Source organism: Phocaeicola sp. RTP21198st1_B8_RTP21198_201120, assembly GCF_040929485.1.
GTDB classification, from domain to species: domain Bacteria; phylum Bacteroidota; class Bacteroidia; order Bacteroidales; family Bacteroidaceae; genus Phocaeicola; species Phocaeicola dorei.
Genome location: NZ_JBCOCI010000001.1, coordinates 284,337 through 305,321 on the forward strand (window position 1 = coordinate 284,337; position 20,985 = coordinate 305,321).

The 20,985-nt window shown below is 42.2% G+C and carries 12 protein-coding genes and 1 tRNA gene; 10 read left to right on the forward strand and 3 right to left on the reverse strand.

Annotation, left to right across the window (positions count from 1 at the left end; all coding sequences use genetic code 11):
• Positions 1–13: 13 nt before the first annotated feature.
• Positions 14–1,174: an exo-beta-N-acetylmuramidase NamZ domain-containing protein gene (locus AB5935_RS01035; RefSeq protein WP_007832006.1), complete on the reverse strand. Its 1,161-nt coding sequence runs from the start codon at positions 1,172–1,174 to the stop codon at positions 14–16.
• A gap of 53 nt (positions 1,175–1,227) precedes the next feature.
• Here AB5935_RS01035 and AB5935_RS01040 point away from each other — a divergent pair, with 53 nt between their 5' ends.
• Both AB5935_RS01040 and AB5935_RS01045 read left to right on the forward strand, forming a co-directional pair.
• On the forward strand, positions 1,228–1,764 hold the full coding sequence (locus AB5935_RS01040) for an HD domain-containing protein (RefSeq protein ID WP_007832008.1): 537 nt from the start codon (positions 1,228–1,230) through the stop codon (positions 1,762–1,764).
• Between the two features lie 90 nt (positions 1,765–1,854).
• Entirely contained in the window at positions 1,855–4,590 is a 2,736-nt protein-coding gene (locus AB5935_RS01045) for a putative LPS assembly protein LptD (RefSeq protein WP_007846236.1), read from the forward strand.
• Positions 4,591–4,678: 88 nt separating this feature from the next.
• Here the strand turns inward: AB5935_RS01045 and AB5935_RS01050 are convergent, their stop codons facing one another.
• Both AB5935_RS01050 and asnA read right to left on the reverse strand, forming a co-directional pair.
• Positions 4,679–5,341, reverse strand: a complete 663-nt coding sequence (locus tag AB5935_RS01050; protein WP_007839956.1) for a uracil-DNA glycosylase — start codon at positions 5,339–5,341, stop codon at positions 4,679–4,681.
• Between the two features lie 115 nt (positions 5,342–5,456).
• The gene (asnA, locus tag AB5935_RS01055) at positions 5,457–6,497 is read right to left on the reverse strand and encodes an aspartate--ammonia ligase (RefSeq protein ID WP_007832012.1); all 1,041 of its coding nucleotides are present in this window, start codon (positions 6,495–6,497) and stop codon (positions 5,457–5,459) included.
• A 202-nt stretch (positions 6,498–6,699) separates the two neighbouring features.
• On the opposite strand from asnA, the gene AB5935_RS01060 reads away from it, so the two are divergent.
• The 8 genes from AB5935_RS01060 (at position 6,700) to AB5935_RS01095 (ending at position 20,983) form a co-directional block, all read left to right on the forward strand.
• A tRNA-Arg gene (locus AB5935_RS01060) sits at positions 6,700–6,771 on the forward strand.
• Between the two features lie 310 nt (positions 6,772–7,081).
• Entirely contained in the window at positions 7,082–10,357 is a 3,276-nt protein-coding gene (locus tag AB5935_RS01065) for a SusC/RagA family TonB-linked outer membrane protein (RefSeq protein ID WP_038610619.1), read from the forward strand.
• 19 nt (positions 10,358–10,376) lie between these two features.
• Complete coding sequence (nanU, locus tag AB5935_RS01070) at positions 10,377–11,879, forward strand: SusD family outer membrane lipoprotein NanU (protein WP_007839964.1); 1,503 nt, start codon at positions 10,377–10,379, stop codon at positions 11,877–11,879.
• A gap of 132 nt (positions 11,880–12,011) precedes the next feature.
• Positions 12,012–13,652 (forward strand): sialidase family protein, encoded by a 1,641-nt coding sequence (locus AB5935_RS01075; RefSeq protein ID WP_007832015.1) that lies wholly within the window; start codon positions 12,012–12,014, stop codon positions 13,650–13,652.
• Positions 13,653–13,655: 3 nt separating this feature from the next.
• On the forward strand, positions 13,656–15,662 hold the full coding sequence (locus tag AB5935_RS01080) for a family 20 glycosylhydrolase (protein WP_007846241.1): 2,007 nt from the start codon (positions 13,656–13,658) through the stop codon (positions 15,660–15,662).
• A 1-nt stretch (position 15,663) separates the two neighbouring features.
• Positions 15,664–16,329, forward strand: coding sequence for a GDSL-type esterase/lipase family protein (locus AB5935_RS01085; protein ID WP_007832017.1), 666 nt, complete (start codon positions 15,664–15,666; stop codon positions 16,327–16,329).
• Positions 16,326–18,389, forward strand: coding sequence for a GDSL-type esterase/lipase family protein (locus AB5935_RS01090; protein WP_038610616.1), 2,064 nt, complete (start codon positions 16,326–16,328; stop codon positions 18,387–18,389). Before AB5935_RS01085 ends, AB5935_RS01090 begins: the two co-directional genes overlap by 4 nt.
• Before the next feature lie 26 nt (positions 18,390–18,415).
• The gene (locus AB5935_RS01095; protein ID WP_007832019.1) at positions 18,416–20,983 is read left to right on the forward strand and encodes a beta-mannosidase; all 2,568 of its coding nucleotides are present in this window, start codon (positions 18,416–18,418) and stop codon (positions 20,981–20,983) included.
• Positions 20,984–20,985 lie beyond the last annotated feature (2 nt).

The following is a 20,985-nucleotide window of genomic DNA, read 5'->3' on the forward strand; positions in this document are numbered from 1 at the left end:
TTGGAAGGAAATATTATTCATAAAGCAGGTATTTCTCTCTCATCTTTTTGTAGGCTTCCAGTTCATTCTGCCATCCTGCACGGATTTCTTCTTCACTGGCTCCTTTCGTGATTTGTTCCCTTACGGTACGGTTCCCTATCAACAGGTCGAACCATTGTGGGCGGGTAAAGAACTTGTCCGCTTTTCCAAGGTCTTGATAAGCTTGATAATAGGTGATGATGTATTTTAAAGAGAATCCTTTCGGGGCGGTGATATGGCGGAGATTATTGCCATAGCAGTATTGGTTTTTATACATCGGATTCTTATCAAAGCCTTCCAAGGCTTCCGGTCTGAAAGAAAAGGAGGAGATGCGGATATCCGGTGAACCGATTACTTGAAAAGGATAAAGAGTACCTCTGCCCACACTGATGGCTGTACCTTCAAACGGGCAGAGTGAAGGATATAAGGCAATTGCTTGGTCGTTGGGCAGGTTGGGAGAGGGCTTTACCGGAAGCGAATAGGGTTGTCCGTGTTTCCAACCTTCTACGGGGATAACGGTCAACGCGCATTTTTTGCCATTGGATAACCAGCCTTCACCATTGATCATTTGAGCCAACTCGCCTACAGTGCAACCGTGTAAAATAGGTATGGGATGCATGCCCACGAAACTTTTCTGATTTTTCTGTCGCACAGGACCGTCCACATAATCGCAAGGATTGGGACGGTCTGTGATGACCAGTTGTTTCCGGTTCTCGGCACAAGCTTCCATTATATACTGCATGGTGCTGATATAGGTATAGAAACGGGCGCCTACATCCTGAATGTCAAACACAATCAGGTCTATATCCTGTAGCTGTGCCGCAGCCGGCTTTTTATTTTTACCGTAAAGGGACAGGATGGGTACTCCTGTACGGGTATCTTTTCCGTTCTTGATGGTTTCTCCGGCATCGGCGTCACCCCGGAAGCCGTGTTCGGGAGCGAATACCTTTTTTATTTGTATATGCGCTGCCAGCAGGGTGTCCAACAGATGAGTTTCTCCTACCCTGGAGGTTTGGTTTACAACCAATGCTACACGCTTCCCTTTTAATATAGGTAAGAGGTGGTCCATCTGTTCGGCTCCGGTAATAACTTTTTGCGCGGTCACGGCGTTGAAAGTAAACAAGAGGCAGCATAGGAAAATGTATTTTGTTTTCATGATATGTGGTGATTATTTTGTAATATTGCACAAAAATAAGAATTTAATTGAGAATGGACGCACTCGCTATCATTAATAAATATTATCCTGAAGATAATGAACTGAAACATATCCTGCTGACGCATAGCCGTTCGGTGGCCGATAAAGCGTTATGGATTGCCGGCAAGCATCCGGAATTGAATCTGGACAAGCAATTTTTGGAAGAAGCGGCAATGCTGCACGATATCGGTATTTTTATGACAGATGCTGATGGTATTTGTTGTTTCGGATCTTATTCTTATATTTGTCATGGATATTTGGGGGCTGATCTGATGCGGAAAGAAGGATTCCCGCGCCATGCGTTGGTCTGTGAGAGACATACGGGGGCAGGTATATCTTTGCAAAGTATTATTGACCAGCAATTGCCCGTTCCTCATCGGGATATGGTTCCGGTATCACTGGAGGAACAGGTTATCTGCTTTGCCGACAAGTTTTTTTCAAAGACACATCTGGACAAGGAAAAAAGCGTGGAGAAGGCGTTAAAGAGTATTTCACGTTATGGGGAAGATGGGATAATCCGTTTTAACCATTGGTGCGAATGTTTCTTGTAAGCCTTAAAAATAAATTAAATATCCGCTAAATAGTTCATTATTGGCGGATAATGCTTAATTTTGCCCCTCAAAAGCGTAAATGATTTGTGAATGACGCCACTAAAACGACATAGATTTATAACATTCCTACTACTATTTGCATGCCTGTTGCTTTCTTTAAGTACGGGTGCTCAACGCAGAAAGCGGAATTCTGCATCCGGCAATGATTCCCTGAAAGTAGATAGTACTTTGGTAGATACGTTGTCTATTGATACGGTTGCACCTAAAAAGAAGCAGCCGTTGGATGCGCCTGTTATTTATGAAGCAAATGACTCTATCGTATTCACTGAGGGCGGATATGCCCATCTGTATGGTGACGGTAAGGTGAACTATGAGAAAATTGAATTGACCTCTGCTGTGATTACAATGAATATGGATAGCAGTACGGTGTATGCCCGTGGTGTTCCCGATTCGGTTGGCGTGGAAAAAGGTACTCCTATCTTTAAAGATGGCGAGACTCCGTACGAGTCAAAAATCATGCGTTATAACTTCAAGTCGAAGAAAGGTTTCATCAATAATATTGTAACTCAGCAAGGTGAAGGGTATGTAACCAGTGAAGAATCAAAGAAAGGTTCCAATGATGAGCTTTATCTGCGTCACGGACGATACACTACGTGTGATAATCACGAACATCCTCACTTTTATCTGAAGCTTTCTATGGCGAAAGTACGTCCCAAGAAGAATGTAGTATTTGGTCCTGCCCAGTTGGTGGTAGAGGATGTGCCGTTGCCTCTTGCTATTCCTTTTGGTTTTTTCCCGTTCAATAGCAGTTATTCGTCAGGATTCATTATGCCTACATACGGTGATGAAATGAATCGTGGTTTCTATTTACGTGATGGTGGATATTATTTTGCTATCAGTGATCGTATGGATTTGAAAGTGCTGGGTGAGATTTTTACAAAGGGCTCATGGGGACTTTCCACGCAGTCCAATTATAATAAAAGGTACAGATATAGTGGTAATTTCAATGCCAGTTATTTGGTAACGAAGACAGGTGAGAAGAATATGCCGGACTATATGGTTACAAAAGACTTCAGAATTGCATGGAGCCACAGACAGGATGCCAAGGCCAGTCCCAACAGTTCTTTTTCGGCTAATGTGAACTTTGCAACCAGTAGTTATGACCAGCGTAACCTGAGTAGTTTGTATAATCCGCAGCAATATTCAAATAATACCAAGACGTCTAGTGTGAGTTATTCGCGTAACTTTCCCGAGATAGGATTGAATTTGTCCAGTACATTCAATATTTCTCAGAATACACGGGACTCTTCTATCAGCGTGACGTTGCCGGACTTGAATATTTCATTGAACCGTATTTATCCGTTCAAGCGTAAGAAGGCGGTAGGTGATGAACGTTGGTACGAAAAAATCTCACTTCAGTATACCGGTCAGGTGACGAACTCTATTAATACCAAGGATAATCTGATTCTGAAGCAAGGATTGAATAAATGGACCAATGGTATGCAGCACAAAATTCCTATCAGTGCTACATTTACCTTATTCAAATATATCAATATCGTGCCTTCTTTTAACTATACCGAGCGTTGGTATATGCGCAAGGTAGAGCAGAGTTATGATCCGTCGGCACCTAATAATGTGCGGAGAGATACAATCAACGGTTTCAACCGTGTGTATAACTATGATTTGAGTTTGCAGGTGAATACCAAGATGTATGGTTTCTACAAACCGTGGAAGAAATTGTTTGGTGACAAGATTGAAATGATCCGTCACGTCTTTACTCCTTCGGTTAGCATGAGTTATGCGCCGGATTTCAGTACGTCTAGGTATGGATATGTGGGAACGTATACTTATACTGATACGGATGGAGAGGTACGTACTCAGACTTATAATCCATATGAAGGTTTGCCTTACTCCTTCTCACCCAGTGGTAAATCCGAGAATTTTACTTTCTCTATAGACAATAATGTGGAAATGAAAGTGAAATCCGATGCGGATACTACCGGAGTGAAGAAAATCAGCTTGATTGACCAGTTGGGGGCCAGCATTTCTTATAATGCAGCAGCTAAAGAGAAGCCGTGGGGAAACTTGAGTATGAATCTGCGTTTGAAACTGACCAAGAGCTATACTTTTAATATGAACGCCCAGTTTGCTACTTATGCTTATGAGTTTGATAAAGATGGTAAGGTAGTGGAAGGTAATCGTACAGAATGGTCATACGGACGTTTCGGTCGTTTTCAGGGGTATAGCGGTTCTTTCTCGTATACATTGAATAATGATTCGTGGAAAAAATGGTTTGGCCCGAAAGATGAAAAGGACAGTAAAGGGGATAAAGACAAGAAGAATGAAAATCTGGATGAGTACAGTGATGATGACAATGAAAACAAGGAGGAAGAAGATAATTCCGGCTTGAGAAAGACAGAGAAGGCGGCTATAGATCCGGATGGCTATATGGCTTTCAAGATGCCATGGTCATTGAGTTTGAGTTATAGTTATAGTATTCGTGAGGACAGAAGTAAGCAGATTAATATTAAGACGATGCGTTATCCTTATTCAATAACCCATTCATTGAATGTTTCCGGTAATGTGAAATTGGGTAGCCGCTGGAATGTGAATTATTCTTCAGGATATGACTTTAATACGAAAGAGATGTCAATGACAACGGTCAATATCAGCCGTGACCTGCATTGTTTCAATATGAGTTGTGGCTTGGTATTTGGTCCCTTTACTTCCTATAACTTCAGTATTCGTGCTAACTCCAGTATGCTGACCGATGCTTTGAAATGGGACCAGCGAAGCAATACGGGTAGTGCAGTGAATTGGTACTAGGAGAAACTGAGAATAAAAAATAAGAAATGGTTGCATGTTGTTATCGGCAACCATTTCTCATTTTTTTATTCTGGTCTTTAATTTATGTCTACCACTCAATCGGTGTTTGCCCGTGTGCTTGCAAGTATTCGTTGGTGCGGCTGAAGTGCTTGTTGCCAAAGAAACCATTATAGGCTGACAGGGGTGACGGATGTGCGGAAGCCAGTACCAGGTGTTTGTTGCGGTCTATGAAGGCTCCTTTTTTCTGTGCATAAGATCCCCATAAGATGAATACAATATTTTCACGTTGTTCTGCCAGTATACGGATGGCGGCATCTGTAAATTCCTCCCAGCCCCGTCGTTGATGAGAGCCTGCTTGATGGGCACGGACTGTCAGTGTGGCATTGAGTAATAATACTCCTTGATTCGCCCAGCGGGTCAGATTGCCTGAAGTGGGGATGGGAGCACCCAAATCGCTTTGTATTTCTTTGAAAATATTTTGTAGGGAAGGGGGAAAAGGTACTCCGTCATTAACGGAAAAGCAGAGTCCGTGCGCCTGGCCGGGACCATGGTAGGGGTCTTGGCCGATAATGACGACTTTCACTTTATCAAACGGGCACAGATTGAAGGCGTTGAATATAAATCTACCCGGTGGGTAAATAGTGGTAGTCTGGTATTCGCTTCTTACAAACTCTGTGAGTTTGATAAAGTAATCTTTTTCAAATTCGGGTGCCAGATGTTGTTTCCAGCTTTCTTCTATTTGTACGTTCATAGGCTTTCTTTTTATTAAAAATGTGCGTTAAAGATAGGGGTTATTTGTAAAAATGACAAATAAAAAGAGGATGACTTTTGTATCACCCTCTTCTTCGATTGCTGATAGATTATAATCAAATAAGTTGCATACCCAATTGAGCGCATTCTTTTCTCATATCTTCGGGCCATATACTGGCTTGGATTTCACCTATATGGGCTTTCTGTAAATAAAGCATACAGAGTCGTGATTGTCCTATACCACCGCCGATACATAAAGGCAGAGTTTCATCCAACAAGCGTTTGTGGAAGTACAATTCTTTACGCTTTTCCTGTCCGCTGAGTGTCAGTTGGCGGAGTAACGCTTCTTTGTCTACACGGATACCCATAGAGGAAAGCTCAACAGAACGGTCTAATATTTTATCCCAAACCAACAAGTCACCATTCAGGCCGGGGAGTCCGGTTTCCGGATTAATTGTGGTGTAGTCATCATAGTCAGGTGCACGCAGATCATGTTCTTTACCGTCACTCAGTTTACATCCTATACCTATAATAAATACAGCACCATATTTTTGCGCAATAGCATGTTCGCGTTCTTTCGGAGTTTTGTCGGGATACATTTGGCAAAGCTCTTCTGAGTGGATGAAATGAATGTCATGTGGCAGGAAGGGTTTGATCTGCGGATACATTTCGCATACCATATATTCTGTGCGGCGCATGGCTGCATAAATACGGGTTACTATTTGTTTCAGGAAATCAACTGTGCGTTGTTCTTTGGTAATTACACGCTCCCAGTCCCACTGGTCTACATATAGTGAGTGGAGATTACCTAATTCCTCATCAGCCCGGATGGCGTTCATGTCGGTATAGATGCCATAACCCGGTTCTATATTGTAATCGGCCAAAGTCAGCCTTTTCCATTTTGCCAATGAATGGACAACTTCGGCCTGTGCGTCTCCCAAGTCTTTAATAGGGAAAGATACCGGCCGTTCGGTTCCGCTCAAGTCATCATTGATACCCATTCCCTTCAATACAAATAGCGGGGCGGTGACACGGCGCAGACGTAATTCTGACGACAAGTTCTGTTGAAAGAACTCTTTTATTTGCTTAATGCCTAACTCTGTTTGTTTTAAATCAAGCAAGGCTTTATAGTTAGCTGGTTTAATTAGGTAACTCATTGTAAAATAGATCTAATTGTTTTAATTGCTTGCAAATATAGAAATTATTTGTGATATTGTTATATATTTGGGTAAAAATATAATCAAATTGATTGTTTTGTTCTTAAATTAATGTGCAAAATATTATTTTGATAGATAAATATCTCAAATTATTAGGAGAAAGACAATATATTTTGTACTTTTGCACGTCCAAGTTTCAGACGCACCCGTAGTTCAATGGATAGAATACCGGATTCCGGTTCCGACGATATGAGTTCGATTCTCATCGGGTGTACAATTCAGTAACCTCTTTGCAAAGAATTGCAAGGAGGTTTTTCTTGTTATATCTTCTCCGTATGAACTTTTTTTTCTTTTTTGAGTTATTCCCTTATGTAACTTTTTAAAATATGCCTTAATATTTAGTTTATTCTAAAAAACAAACACTAATAAAGGATATAGTTCCTTTTATTCCTTGTATATACTAAATATGCGTGCATATATTCGCTGTTGATTTTAAAATTATTTTCTTTTTGAGGTGTTTTAAAACTAACGCTTAATTAAACTTTTTTATTTAAACATTAATTTATCAACCAAATCTGAGATTCATGAAGAAAGCTCTCTTTTTTATCGTATGCCTCTGTTTTGCAATAAACATGATGGCGCAAACAAAAACGATAACGGGGGTAGTGGTAGATGCCACTGGTGAACCTGTTATCGGAGCGAGTGTCCTGGAGGTGGGGACAACAAATGGTACAATAACTGATGTAGACGGTAACTTCACTATCCAAGTACCTGTGGGGGCGAAACTGGATGTAAGTTATATAGGCTACAAAACACAACAAATTGTTGTGGGAGTGCCAAACATCTACAAGGTTGTTTTAAAAGAAGATGCAGAAATGCTGGATGAGGTCGTGGTGACTGGTTATGGAATGAGTCAGAAACGTTCGTTGATGACGAACTCTATTTCGAAGTTGGACGATAAAGTGTTGCAGAATGCGGCTATGAGTAATGCGGCTCAATCCTTGCAGGGGACTGTCAGTGGGCTGCGTGTGACAAATACTTCGGGTAAACCGGGTAGTTCGCCCAATATCGTATTGCGTGGTGGTGCTTCCATAAACAAGAATCTGGAAGGTCCGTTGGTCGTGGTGGATGGCCTTGTGCGTTCTATGGATGATATCAATCCTTCGGATATTGAATCCATACAGGTGTTGAAAGATGCGGCTTCCACAGCTATTTATGGTGCCCGTGCCAATAATGGTGTGATTCTGGTGACAACCAAGAAAGGGGTGGAAGGCAGAACACAGATTACTTACAAGTTCAAAGGCGGTGTGAACTTTGCGCGTGAAGGATATAAATATCTGGATGCCGGTGACTATTTGTATTATCAACGTTTGGGATGGCAGCGTACCAATGGCGGTACAAGTATGGAGAACCAGAAAGGTTTTGGAGTTAACTCCGGAGTGGATCTGGCTTTCATGACAGAGGCCAACAAGCATTTATTGAATGAAGGATGGCAATTTATGGCGGACCCTACAGATCCTGATAAAACTTTGATTTTTAGAAATCATGCCGGTGAACTGCATGACCTGACTTTCCGTAATGCCGCGTTTACCCAAGATCATTATTTGAATCTGTCGGGAGGTAATGACAAAGGAACATTTTCTTCATCTTTGGGATACTATTCAGAAGATGGTCAGATTATTTCCACCAATTATCAGCGTGTGAACGGGACTATCAACGGTTCATACAAGTTGTTGCCCGTTTTGACAGTGAATGCCGGTGGTAGTTTTTCATGGTCTAAGATGCCCGATTTATGGACTTACGATCTGAAAAGCCCTTGGAATGGAGAAACGGGAGAGTATGAGTTGTTCTATCGTACTATGAGTATGTTTCCCACTTGGAACCCGTGGAATGAGGATGGAAGTCCTGCTGCCGGATGGAGTAATCAGGATGGTAATCCTTATTATTGGAAAGATAAGCTGACTCGTTCTACGACGAACCGTAAGACTTCGTTTAATATTGGTTTTGCTTTAGAAATTATTCCGCAGCAATTGTTTCTGAACGGAAACAGCTCTATGTATTATACCGATTATCAGTTTGAATTGTTCGAAAAGAAGTATCAGCAGATAGGTCAGGCTCCTAACACCAATCGTAATGCTTCGCAAACAAATACAAAAGTATTTCAACAACAACATGCATTGACTTTGGAATATAAAAAAGGTTTTAGCGGACATAATATCAATGCTATGCTAGGTGGCGAGTATTTTGATTATCAGTATCAGAACTTGGAGGCGCGTGTCTCCGGTGCTCCTACAGATGATATACCTACTTTGAATGCGGGTACTAATCGTACTTATACTACTTCCATCAAGACCGGTTATCGTATTCTTTCCGGTTTTGCCCGTGTTAATTATGATTATAATTATCGTTATATGGTGTCGGTAGTAGCCCGTTATGACGGTATCTCTAAACTATCTGACAATCGTTGGGGATTCTTTCCGGGTATATCCGCCGGTTGGAATGTGCATGAGGAAGCTTTCTTTAAAGATTCAAAGTTTGCGGAAGTAGTATCCTTGATTAAACCGCGTATCAGCTATGGGTTGAACGGGAATGTAAATGGTATTGGTAACTTTGATGTATATGGTAAATACGGTTCGGTGGGTGCTTATAATGGTAATCTGGGTTATTTGAATACCGGAGTGGTTAATAGTAAATTGCGTTGGGAAAAGAGTCATACGTTTGAACTGGGTCTTGATCTGGGCTTTTTCAATAATCGGGTTCACATGATTATGGACTATTATAACCGTACGACTTCCGATTTGCTGACTGATGTGAATTTGCCGGAATATACGGGATTCCCTTCGTTCAAGACGAATCTGGGTACTATCAGTAACCGTGGCTTTGAATTGGAAGCCAAGGTGAATCTGCTGACAAAGAAGGACTGGTCATGGGATGTCACCGCTAATACTTCGTTTGTGAAGAATATGGTGAAGAAGCTGCCTTTTAATGGGAATGCGAACAACCGTCAGGGGGGTGAGCAGATATGGGATCCAAAATCCAACTCATTGGTTTGGGTAGGCGGTATTCAGGAAGGAAAAAGCTTGGGTGATATCATTGCTTATAAACAAGTGCGTATCTTGCGTGACTGGGATGATGTGAGAAACCATGCCGGTGATTTTGTGGATGAAGTTGCCAACCTGTATGGGCCGAATAAAGCTGCCGAATATGCAGGAAAGCCGGGATGGAAGCCTATTGAGCCTGGAGATGTATTGTGGGATGACAAAAATGGTGATAACATAATAAACTCATACGACCGTCAGGTGGTGGGTAATATCTATCCGAAATGGATCGGTGGTTTTTCTACCACGCTGAACTATAAAAACTGGTCTTTGTATGGTCGTTTTGACTATGCGGTAGGTCATACCATTTACAATGATTTGAAAGCAAGAATCTTGGGGCAGTATAACGGGTCGTTCAATTTGATTACGGATGTCGGAAATTCGTGGTCTGAAAACAATACGGAAACTAGTATTCCTAAATTTTATTGGGCTGACCAGAATGCGAAAAAGAACATTACCCGTTCCAATAATGGTACAACGAATCTGAACAATAATAACTCTACTTTCTATGAAAAGGGGGATTATTTGTGTCTGCGTGAGGTAACCTTGAGTTATAAATTCCCGAAGAATCTTATAAATAAGGTGTTCTTGACCGATGCGTCCGTGTATGTTACGGGACAGAATTTATTCTATATTACCGGATATGACGGAACCTCTCCGGAACCGGTTATGGATATTCAGGCAAATGGTCGTGGTGGTATAGACAATGGACGTTATCCTACACCAAGAACCGTTTTGTTTGGTTTACAATTGTCATTTTAATATGTAAAAAAGAGAAAGTATGAACATAAAAAAGGTAATATTGGCTTTTGCCGCATCGGCTATGTTGGCCGGTGGATGTACTTCGTTGGATATGGACCCGGTGAGCGATATCACTGACTTGAATTACTGGAAAACTCCGGAACAGTTTGATTCATTTGTTTTTGGACTGCATAGTCGCTTCAGAAGCCATTCGTGGAATATGTTTTTGTTGGGTGAGGCAAGAAGTGATGTCTTTGGGGGAACTCCTTTTGGTGGAGAAGCCACCCAGGGGATGGAACGTTTTCCTTATAATACATTGAATGCGGAGAATCCCGGAATCAGCGGATTTGGTGATTTGTATCAGAATATCAATCAGATGAATTTGTTTATCAGCAGGACCCTCCATGCGGATGTTCTGACTGAAAGTGCTAAGAACTATTATTTAGGACAGGTGTATGGATTGCGTGCCTACTATATGTATCAGTTATACCGTTCATGGGGAGATGCCGTGTTTACGGAAGAGCCCAGCTTGGGTTTTGAAGTGGGTAAATTGGCAAAAGCGGCGACTCCGGCTGCCGAAATTTTTGAGCAGGTAAAAAAAGATATAGAATCTTCATTAAGTTATTTTGGGCCTGATTATACCATAAAGGAAAAAAAATCGCTGTGGTCAAAGGCTGCCACATTGATGCTGAAAGCGGATGTATATTTGTGGAGTGCCCATCGTGACGGGGGAGAAGGAGATGCCCGGACAGCAAAGAATGCGTTGGTTGACATACAGAATAATATCAGCCGTAGCAATCTGGACTTGATGGATACTTACCAGGGAGTGTTTGCTTATGATAATAAAGGTAATAAAGAGATTATCTTTACCATTCATAATGAGTTGTTTGAATACAACCTGTGGAATGGAAATAATGATTTGTTTCCGCAGGCGGATTATTTAGGGAAATTCTATAATGCGGATGGTACTTTGATAAATACGTCTGTCGAGAATAATTTCGGTATCATGCGCCTGATGGTGAAATTGGAAAACTTCAAGAAATTTCTGCCGGGAGACACTCGTCGTGACGTTACATTGAAAGATGTATATAATAAGGTGGAAAATGGCGAGTTGGAATTGGTGGGGCTGTATCCGCATAAGTATTGGGGAGTTATGAATGGAAGTACACGGGTGAGATGTGATGATTATCCTATTTATAGATATTCGGATTTGCTATTGATGCTGGCTGAGGCGAAAGTGCTTTTGGGTGAGGATCCGGCTACAGAGATAAACCGGGTGCGTCAGCGTGCGTTTGGTGATGCGTATGATGCTTCAACAGTGGGATTCCCCAATCAGGAAATTGATAAGTATCCGGCGGATGCTGTTCTGCAGGAACGTTTGTTTGAATTTATGCTGGAAGGAAAACGATGGTATGACTTGCGGCGTTTTGGCGATTCGTACGTACTTGACTATACTCCGGCGGAGTCTGCCCGTCTGCTTTGGCCTATCAACCAAGGAGCTCTTACTAATAATCCATTGTTGAAACAGACGGTTGGTTATTAAATTTTTGTCTGATAAGTATCCTTAATTGCATAAAAAGACGGTATTCTTTATGAAATTAATAAAGAAACCGTCTTTTTATTTTCTAATTTCAATAAAAACTTTTATTTTTACACCCGTAAAATTATAAATATTATGAGAAACCCTAGCTTATTACTGCTAATTGTTGTTTTTATATTAGCACCCTTCAAGTTAAGTGCGGCGGCAGATACGGTTGCTGTCCGCGAAACCCGGATTCCTGTGTTGATTGAAAGGCAGGATAATGAGTTGTTTCATTTACGTATAGAGGCTGCTCAAAGTCAGATGCTGAATGAAGTGAAGTTGGACTTCGGCAAAGACGTGAATTTAAATGAAATTGAATCTGTGAAACTTTATTATGGTGGAACTGAAAGCGTGGAGAGGAGAGGAAAGACTTATTTTGCTCCGGTAGATTATATATCTAATAATACTCCGGGAAAAACATTGGCTGCCAATACTTCTTATTCCGTTTTGAAGTCGGAAGTAAAGGCCCCGAAGCGCGAGGTTATATTGAAAGCTGACCAAAAATTGTTTCCGGGAGTGAATTATTTTTGGATTAGCCTGCAAATGAAGCCTATTGCTTCTATCTTGTCTAAAGTGTCGGCAAAAGTGGTGGAAGCTAAGATTGACGGACAGATTGCTCCTTTGAAGATAGTTCGTAAGGCGGATACCCATTATATGGGGGTAGGCGTGCGCCATGCCGGTGATGACGGGGCTGCTGCCTATCGTATTCCCGGGTTGGTCACTTCAAATAAAGGAACCTTGTTGGGGGTATATGATGTACGCTATAATAATAGTGCGGATTTACAGGAGTATGTGGAAATAGGTCTGAGCAGAAGTACGGACGGAGGGCAGACTTGGGAGAAAATGCGCATTCCGATGGCATTTGGTGAATATGATGGTCTGCCTAAAGCACAGAATGGAGTAGGTGATCCTGCCATTTTAGTTGATAAAAAGACAGGAACTATCTGGATTGTTGCTGCCTGGACACATGGTATGGGGAATGGTCGTGCGTGGTGGAATTCACAAACAGGTATGGACCGTAATCATACAGCGCAATTAATGATGGTGAAAAGTGATGATGATGGTAAAACCTGGTCGGAGCCTATGAATATAACAGAACAGGTGAAAGATCCGTCATGGTATTTCTTGCTGCAAGGTCCCGGTAGAGGTATCTCTATGGAAGATGGAACATTGGTCTTTGCCAGTCAGTATATTGGCAGTGATCGTATTCCTAATGCCGGTGTTATATACAGTAAGGATCATGGAAAGACATGGAATATCAGCACATTGGCACGCACTAATACTACTGAATCTCAGGTAGTGGAAGTGGAACCGGGAGTGCTGATGCTGAATATGCGTGATAATCGTGGCGGCAGTCGTGCCGTTTCTACAACTACAGATTTAGGTAAAACGTGGAAAGAACATGAATCTTCACGTACAGCCTTACAGGAACCGGTTTGTATGGCCAGTTTGATTAGTGTTAAAGCTAAAGAGAATGTATTAGGTAAAGACATTCTTTTGTTCTCTAATCCGAATGATACCAAGAACCGTCATAGCATTACCATCAAAGCAAGTCTGGATGGCGGGGTGACTTGGTTGCCCGAGAATCAATTGTTGTTGGATGCCGGTTGGGGTTGGGGATATAGCTGCTTAACTATGATTGACAAGGAAACAGTAGGGATTTTATATGAAAGCAGTGTGGCCCACATGACTTTCCAAGCGATAAAATTGAAAGATATTGTAAAGACCAAATAAATAATGAAACGCTGGTTTTCTAGTTTTATTGGTATGATACTGGTTTGTGCTATAACCATAGCACAAACCAGTATCTCATTACTTCCTAAACCTCAGTTGTGTAAGGATACGGGGAAGAACTTTACTATGGGAAAGGTGAAACTTTCTACTCCGGTATTGAGGCCGGAGTGGGAAGTTTTTATCATGAATGCGGGTGGTGAGATTGTTGAACACTCATCATCGGTGATTGAAGTGGAACTGGTTCCGTCTATTGATGAAGCTAGGTTAAACCGGGATGAAGCCTATCGTCTTTCTGTTTCAAACAAGCGAATAAAGATAGAGGCTGTAACAGAACAGGGTGTGTATTGGGCTATGCAGACACTTCGGCAATTGGAGCAGAAAAAAGGGAAAAGAAGCTCTGTTGCCGGATGTGAGATTGTAGACTGGCCGGCATTCAGGATACGCGGATTTATGCAGGATGTGGGACGCAGTTATATTTCAATGGAAGAATTGAAAAGAGAGATAGAGATTTTATCCCGGTTTAAGATTAATGTATTTCATTGGCATCTTACGGAAAACCAGGCATGGAGATTGGAAAGTAAAATTTTTCCTATGCTGAATGATAGTGTGAATACTATCCGTATGCCGGGTAAATATTATACGCTGGAAGAGGCACGCGATTTGGTGGATTTTTGTAAGAAACATCAGGTGTTGTTGATTCCTGAGATAGATATGCCAGGGCATAGTGCTGCCTTTGTGCGTGCTTTCCGCCATGATATGCAAAGTCCGGAAGGGATGAAAATATTGAAACTGTTACTGGATGAGGTGTGTGAGACATTTGATGTGCCTTATTTACATATAGGTACAGATGAGGTGGAGTTTACCAATCCGCATTTTGTACCCGAAATGGTGGCGTATGTACGCTCAAAAGGGAAAAAAGTAATATCCTGGAATCCGGGCTGGCACTATAAACCGGGGGAAATAGACATGACACATTTGTGGAGTTACCGTGGAAAGGCGCAACCGGGTATTCCTGCTATCGATTCCAAATTTCATTATCTGAATCATTTTGATGTTTTCGGTGATATTGTAGCTTTGTATAACAGCCGTATTTATGATCAGGCAGAAGGCAGTGAGGACATTGCGGGAACTATATTGGCTTTGTGGCACGATCGTTTGATTGACAATGAGTGGAATCTGGTTATTGAAAATGGCTTGTACCCCAATATGCTTGCTATTGCCGAGCGTGCCTGGAGAGGGGGAGGTACGGAATATTTTGACGGACTGGGTACGATACTTCCCCCCGAAGACACGGAAGCATTTAAAGAATTCGCTGATTTTGAAAAGCGTATGTTGTGGCATAAGGAGCATACGTTTAAAGGATATCCTTTCGCCTATGTAAAACAGACTAATGTAAAATGGAATATTACGGATGCTTTTCCTAATGGGGGCGATATGGATAAGGTGTTCCCGCCTGAACAGGAATTAAAGGATATCTATCATTATAACGGGAATACGTATGGTGTACGTCAGGCAATGGGGGCAGGTATTTATTTGCGTCATGTCTGGGGGGATATGGTTCCTGCTTTTTATGCTGATCCTAAGGAAAACCACACGGCTTATGCATATACTTGGGTGTATTCGCCCAAGGATCAGGAGGTGGGACTGTGGGTGGAATTCCAGAATTACAGTCGTTCGGAAATGGATCTGGCGCCATTGCCTGGCAAATGGGATTATAAGGGAAGCCGCATCTGGATTAATGGTTGCGAAATATTACCTCCTGTATGGACTGCTACGCATAAGGTGAAAAGTTATGAAGTACCTTTGGGAAATGAGAATTGCGTAGGAAGATCTCCATTGGCGGTGCATTTAAATAAAGGTTGGAACAAAGTTTTCTTAAAGTTACCTATCGGTAAGTTTAAGATGGCTGAGACGCGTCTTGTGAAATGGATGTTTACCACTGTCTTTGTGACTCCTGACGGAGAAAGGGCGGTAGAAGGATTGATTTATTCACCAGATAAACAAAAATAAAATGAAACGTATTGTCTTATTGTTATTGGGATTATTATTAGCGTTACCCCAGTTTGCTCAGGAACGCAAGTATTCTACTTTTTATGAGCAGAGAGCGACTTTGTTTGAAGAACTTCCGGTTACTTCAAAAGATATTATTTTTTTAGGGAACAGTATTACCAACGGTTGCGAGTGGGCTGAGTTGTTCCAAAATAAGAATGTGAAGAACAGGGGTATCAGTGGAGATATCTGTATGGGGGTATATGACCGTTTGGATCCGATTGTAAAGGGAAAACCGGCAAAGATTTTTTTATTGATCGGTATCAATGATGTTTCTCGGGGAACGTCTGCGGATAAAATTATTTCAGAAATAAGTATGATTGTTCGGAAAATAAAGCAAGAATCTCCAAAAACAAAATTATATTTGCAAAGTGTATTGCCGGTGAATGATTGTTACGGTATGTTTAACGGGCATACATCACGCTGGCAGATGGTAAAACAAATTAATGATTTGTTGGAACCATTGGCGGTAAAGGAAGGAGCTGCCTATATTGATTTGTATAGTCATTTTGTGGAGAAAGAGACAGGCAAGATGAATCCAGTATATACTAATGACGGATTACATTTATTAGGAAAGGGATACTTGCTGTGGCGTGATATTGTAAAACCTTATGTTGACCAAAAATGAAGAAGACATTAATACTGATTTTATGTTTGTTTCTTTGTACCGTTTCATTTGCACGGAAGCGGGTGAAGGTTGCTTGTGTAGGTAATAGCATTACCTATGGCATAGGTGTATCCGATCCTGATAAGGAGTCCTATCCTGCCCGGTTACAGCAAATGCTGGGTGAAGGGTATACGGTGGAGCGTTTTGGAAAGCCGGGAGCTACGTTGCTGAACAAGGGACACCGGCCTTTTATGCAACAGAAAGAGTTTAAGGATGCATTGGCTTTTGCTGGTGATGTAGTGGTTATTCATTTAGGAGTGAATGATACAGATCCGCGTGATTGGCCCAATTACCGTGATTTTTTTATAGCGGATTATCGTGCACTGATTGATTCGTTCAGAGTGGCGAATCCTGAATGTCGTATTTTGATTGCCCGTCTGACTCCGATTGCCGACCGCCATCCGCGGTTTGAGTCCGGCACACGCGACTGGCATGATGAGATTCAGCTGGCTATAGAAACGATAGCGAAATACGCACAAGTACAGTTGATAGATTTTCATGCACCTTTATATCCATATCCTTTTATGTTGCCCGATGCTGTCCATCCCGATAAGGAAGGTGCGGCTGTCTTGGCAAAAACGGTGTATGAAGGCATAACCGGTGATTTTGGCGGTTTGCAAATGCCGGAAATTTATACGGACAATATGGTATTGCAGCATGGACGTCTGCTGACTATTCAGGGAAAAGCGGATGCCGGTGAGAAAGTAACTGTTTCCATAGACAGGCAGCAACTTCAGGCTGTGACGGGAGCAGATGGAAAGTGGGCGGTGGATGTCCGGCCATTGAAGGCGGGCGGTCCATATACACTGACTGTTTCTACAGAAAAACGGAAACTGGTCTATGAAAATGTGTTGGCGGGAGAAGTGTGGCTCTGTTCCGGACAATCGAATATGGAGTTTTATCTGAATTGGAGTGCGACTGCCGCACAAGATGTTCCTCAAGCTGCAAATAGCAATATCCGTTTTTATGATATGAAAGCCCGTTGGCGTACGGATGCGGTGGAGTGGGATGCTTCGGTACTCGATTCATTGAATCATCTGCAATATTATAAGGATACACGGTGGACAGTTTGTTCGCCTGAAACAGCCGGTAATTTTTCGGCGGTGGCTTACTATTTCGGAAAGAAATTGCAGGATAGTTTGCAAGTCCCTGTAGGACTGATTTGCAATGCCATTGGCGGATCTCCTACTGAAGCATGGATAGACCGTAGTACATTGGAATATCGTTTTCCGGCTATTTTACGTAATTGGATGCAGAATGATTTTATCCAAGACTGGGTGCGTGGGCGTGCTGCCTTGAATGTAAAGAAGTCTTTCAATAAATTGCAACGCCATCCTTATGAGCCTTGTTATTTGTATGAATCGGGTATCCGTCCTTTGGAACAGTTTCCGGTCAAAGGCTTTATTTGGTATCAGGGTGAGTCTAATGCCCATAATCGGGAGACTCATGAAAAGTTGTTCAGATTGTTGGTGGAAAGTTGGCGCAAGAATTGGGGGGATGCGGAACTTCCATTCTGTTTTGTCCAATTGTCCAGTATAGACCGTCCGTCATGGACTTGGTTCCGTGATAGCCAGCGTCGTTTGATGGCGGAGATTCCTCATACCGGTATGGCTGTCAGTTCAGATAGGGGAGACTCATTGGACGTACACCCCAAACAGAAAAGAGAAGTCGGTGAACGGTTGGCTGCATGGGCTTTGAATAAAACATACGGATATAAAAATGTCATTCCTTCGGGACCGCTTTATAAATCAGTCGTATTTAGTGGAGGTGCGGCTTATATTTCTTTTGATTATGCGGAGAAGTTGTCCACTTCGGATGGGAAACCGGTTCGTACATTCGAAGTGGCAGGTGATGATGGATTATTTTATCCGGCACAGGCTGTTGTTGAAAACGGTAAAATAAAAGTATGGAGTGATAAGGTGAAAGAGCCGGAAACGGTTCGTTACGGATGGCAGCCATTTACCCGTGCCAATCTGGTAAATGGCGCCGGTTTGCCTGCTTCCACATTCCGGGCTGAATAGTATATAAATTAATAAAGATAGGTAAGATGAAGAAAACATTAAAAGTTTTGATGATGTTAGGATGCTTTCCGATGATGCTCAGTGCAAAGGAGTATAAGAAGTCAGAGAGTCTGAGTCTTGATAAGGGATGGGAGTTCGCCCAGGTCGGCCGGAATGAATGGTTGCCGGCTACGGTGCCCGGAACGGTACATCAGGATTTGATTTCTCATAATAAACTGCCCAATCCATTTTATGGGATGAATGAGCAAAAAGTGCAGTGGGTGGAGAATGAGGACTGGGTCTATAAAACTACTTTTAATGTGACAGATGAGCAACTCTCGCGGGATGCTGCCTTGTTGATTTTGGAAGGATTGGATACGTATGCAGATATTTACCTGAACGGCTCTTTGTTGGAACGTACGGACAATATGTTTGTCGGCTATACTCTTCCGGTAAAAGAGGTGTTGCGGAAGGGAGAAAACCATTTGCAGATTCTGTTTCATTCACCTGTCAAGCAAACGTTGCCCCAATGGGAAACCAATGGCTTTGATTATCCTGCTGATAATGACCATAGTGATAAGCGGGTCAGTATCTATAGCCGTAAAGCGCCTTACAGTTATGGCTGGGATTGGGGAATCCGCTTGGTAACCAGTGGTATCTGGCGGCCTGTGACACTGACTTTTTATGATGTGGCACGCATTGATGATTACTATGTACGTCAGGCTTCGGTAACAAAAGATCTGGCGAAAGTTGAAAACCTCCTGACTGTAAACAGTGTTTCTGCAACTCCTCAGAAAGCGGAAGTAACCGTTGCTTATTCTTATAAGGAGGGTGAAAAGGTAACCGAACAGAAAGAGGTGACATTGCAGCCAGGAACAAACCATATTCTTCTTCCCATAGAGATACGGCAGCCTCATTTATGGATGCCTAATGGTTGGGGGGAACCTGCATTGTATGACTTTGAAGCCGTAATAAAGGTGGATGGTAAAGTGATAGCTTCTCAAAAAGAGCGTATCGGACTCCGTACAATAAAGGTGGTGAAAGAAAAAGACGATCAGGGAGAATCCTTCTATTTTGTAGTCAATGGTGAACCGATGTTTGCCAAAGGCGCGAATTTTATTCCGGATGATGCTTTGCTGCCTAACATTACTGAAGAACGTTACCGCCAGTTGTTCAAGGATGTGAAAGATGCCAATATGAATATGATTCGTGTATGGGGTGGAGGGATTTATGAGGATGATGCTTTTTACCAGGCGGCGGATGAGAATGGAATTTTAGTTTGGCAGGATTTTATTTTTGCCTGCACTACTTATCCGTCCGATCCTGCTTTTATGAAACGGGTAGAGGCCGAGGCGGAATATAATATCAAGCGTTTACGGAACCATGCCAGTCTGGCTATGTGGTGTGGAAATAATGAAATTTATGAAGGTATGCGTTACTGGGGATGGGATAAGAAATACACTGATCCCGGTATTATGGAAGGAATGAAGCAGGGTTATGACAAACTTTTCCGTGAGTTGTTGCCTCGTAAAGTAGCTGAACTTGATCCGGACCGTTTCTATATGCATGGTTCTCCGTACGAGGCCAATTGGGGACGTCCCGAAAGCTGGAAGATTGCCGACAGCCATAATTGGGGTATCTGGTATGGTCAGAAACCGTTTGAAAGTCTGGATACGGAAATTCCGCGTTTTATGAGTGAGTTTGGTTTTCAGGCATTTCCTGAAATGAAGACGATTGCTACTTTTGCCTCACCGGAAGATTATGCATTGGAATCGGAGGTGATGAATGCTCATCAAAAAGCCACTATCGGTAATTTCCTCATCAAGAAGACTATGGGACTGTATTATAAAGTACCTGAAGATTTCGATCAGTTGGTTTATATGGGTTTGGTTTTGCAGGGGGTAGGAGTGCGCCAGGGTTTGGAAGCCCATCGTCGTAACCGTCCCTATTGTATGGGGACTTTATATTGGCAGCTGAATGACAGCTGGCCGGTCGTTTCCTGGTCGAGCATTGATTATTATGGCAATTGGAAAGCGTTGCATTATCAGGCAAAAAGAGCTTTTGCTCCGGTATTGGTAGATGCTGTCAAGGAAGGGGAGGATTTGAATATTTATGTTATGTCGGACAAGCTGGAAGCGGATAAAGAGGTGACTTTATTGTTGCGTGTGATGGATTTTAATGGAAAAGTTCTGACTAAAAAGAGTATCAAGGGCGAGGTTCCGGCCAATGCTTCCACCTTATATTATAAGGAACCTTATGCGGGTATAACAACAAGTCCTCAAAATACTTTTCTTCTAATGACATTAAAAAACAAGAAAGGTGAGGTTTTATCCGAAGAAATTTATTACTTTAACCACGCAAAAGATCAGGAGCTACCGAAGACCGAGATCCGCTATAAAGTGAAGCCGATGGATGGAAAATATGAAGTGACTCTGTCTGCCAGACAGCTGGCCAGGGATGTGTTCATAGAGATTCCTGTTCAAGGTGCGAAATTTACTGATAACTTCTTTGACTTGTTGCCGGGACAGACAAAGAAAGTGATTATTACTTCAGATAAACTGAAGAAGAATGAAAAGGTTGATATAACTATCAAGCAATTAAGTGATACTAACTAATC

Excerpts from the sequence above, each read along its gene's own strand:
- AB5935_RS01035 (WP_007832006.1), bottom strand. The coding sequence starts at position 1,174 with ATGAAAACAAAATACATTTTCCTATGCTGCCTCTTGTTTACTTTCAAC.
- AB5935_RS01040 (WP_007832008.1), top strand. The coding sequence starts at position 1,228 with ATGGACGCACTCGCTATCATTAATAAATATTATCCTGAAGATAATGAA.
- AB5935_RS01045 (WP_007846236.1), top strand. The coding sequence starts at position 1,855 with ATGACGCCACTAAAACGACATAGATTTATAACATTCCTACTACTATTT.
- AB5935_RS01050 (WP_007839956.1), bottom strand. The coding sequence starts at position 5,341 with ATGAACGTACAAATAGAAGAAAGCTGGAAACAACATCTGGCACCCGAA.
- asnA (WP_007832012.1), bottom strand. The coding sequence starts at position 6,497 with ATGAGTTACCTAATTAAACCAGCTAACTATAAAGCCTTGCTTGATTTA.
- AB5935_RS01065 (WP_038610619.1), top strand. The coding sequence starts at position 7,082 with ATGAAGAAAGCTCTCTTTTTTATCGTATGCCTCTGTTTTGCAATAAAC.
- nanU (WP_007839964.1), top strand. The coding sequence starts at position 10,377 with ATGAACATAAAAAAGGTAATATTGGCTTTTGCCGCATCGGCTATGTTG.
- AB5935_RS01075 (WP_007832015.1), top strand. The coding sequence starts at position 12,012 with ATGAGAAACCCTAGCTTATTACTGCTAATTGTTGTTTTTATATTAGCA.
- AB5935_RS01080 (WP_007846241.1), top strand. The coding sequence starts at position 13,656 with ATGAAACGCTGGTTTTCTAGTTTTATTGGTATGATACTGGTTTGTGCT.
- AB5935_RS01085 (WP_007832017.1), top strand. The coding sequence starts at position 15,664 with ATGAAACGTATTGTCTTATTGTTATTGGGATTATTATTAGCGTTACCC.
- AB5935_RS01090 (WP_038610616.1), top strand. The coding sequence starts at position 16,326 with ATGAAGAAGACATTAATACTGATTTTATGTTTGTTTCTTTGTACCGTT.
- AB5935_RS01095 (WP_007832019.1), top strand. The coding sequence starts at position 18,416 with ATGAAGAAAACATTAAAAGTTTTGATGATGTTAGGATGCTTTCCGATG.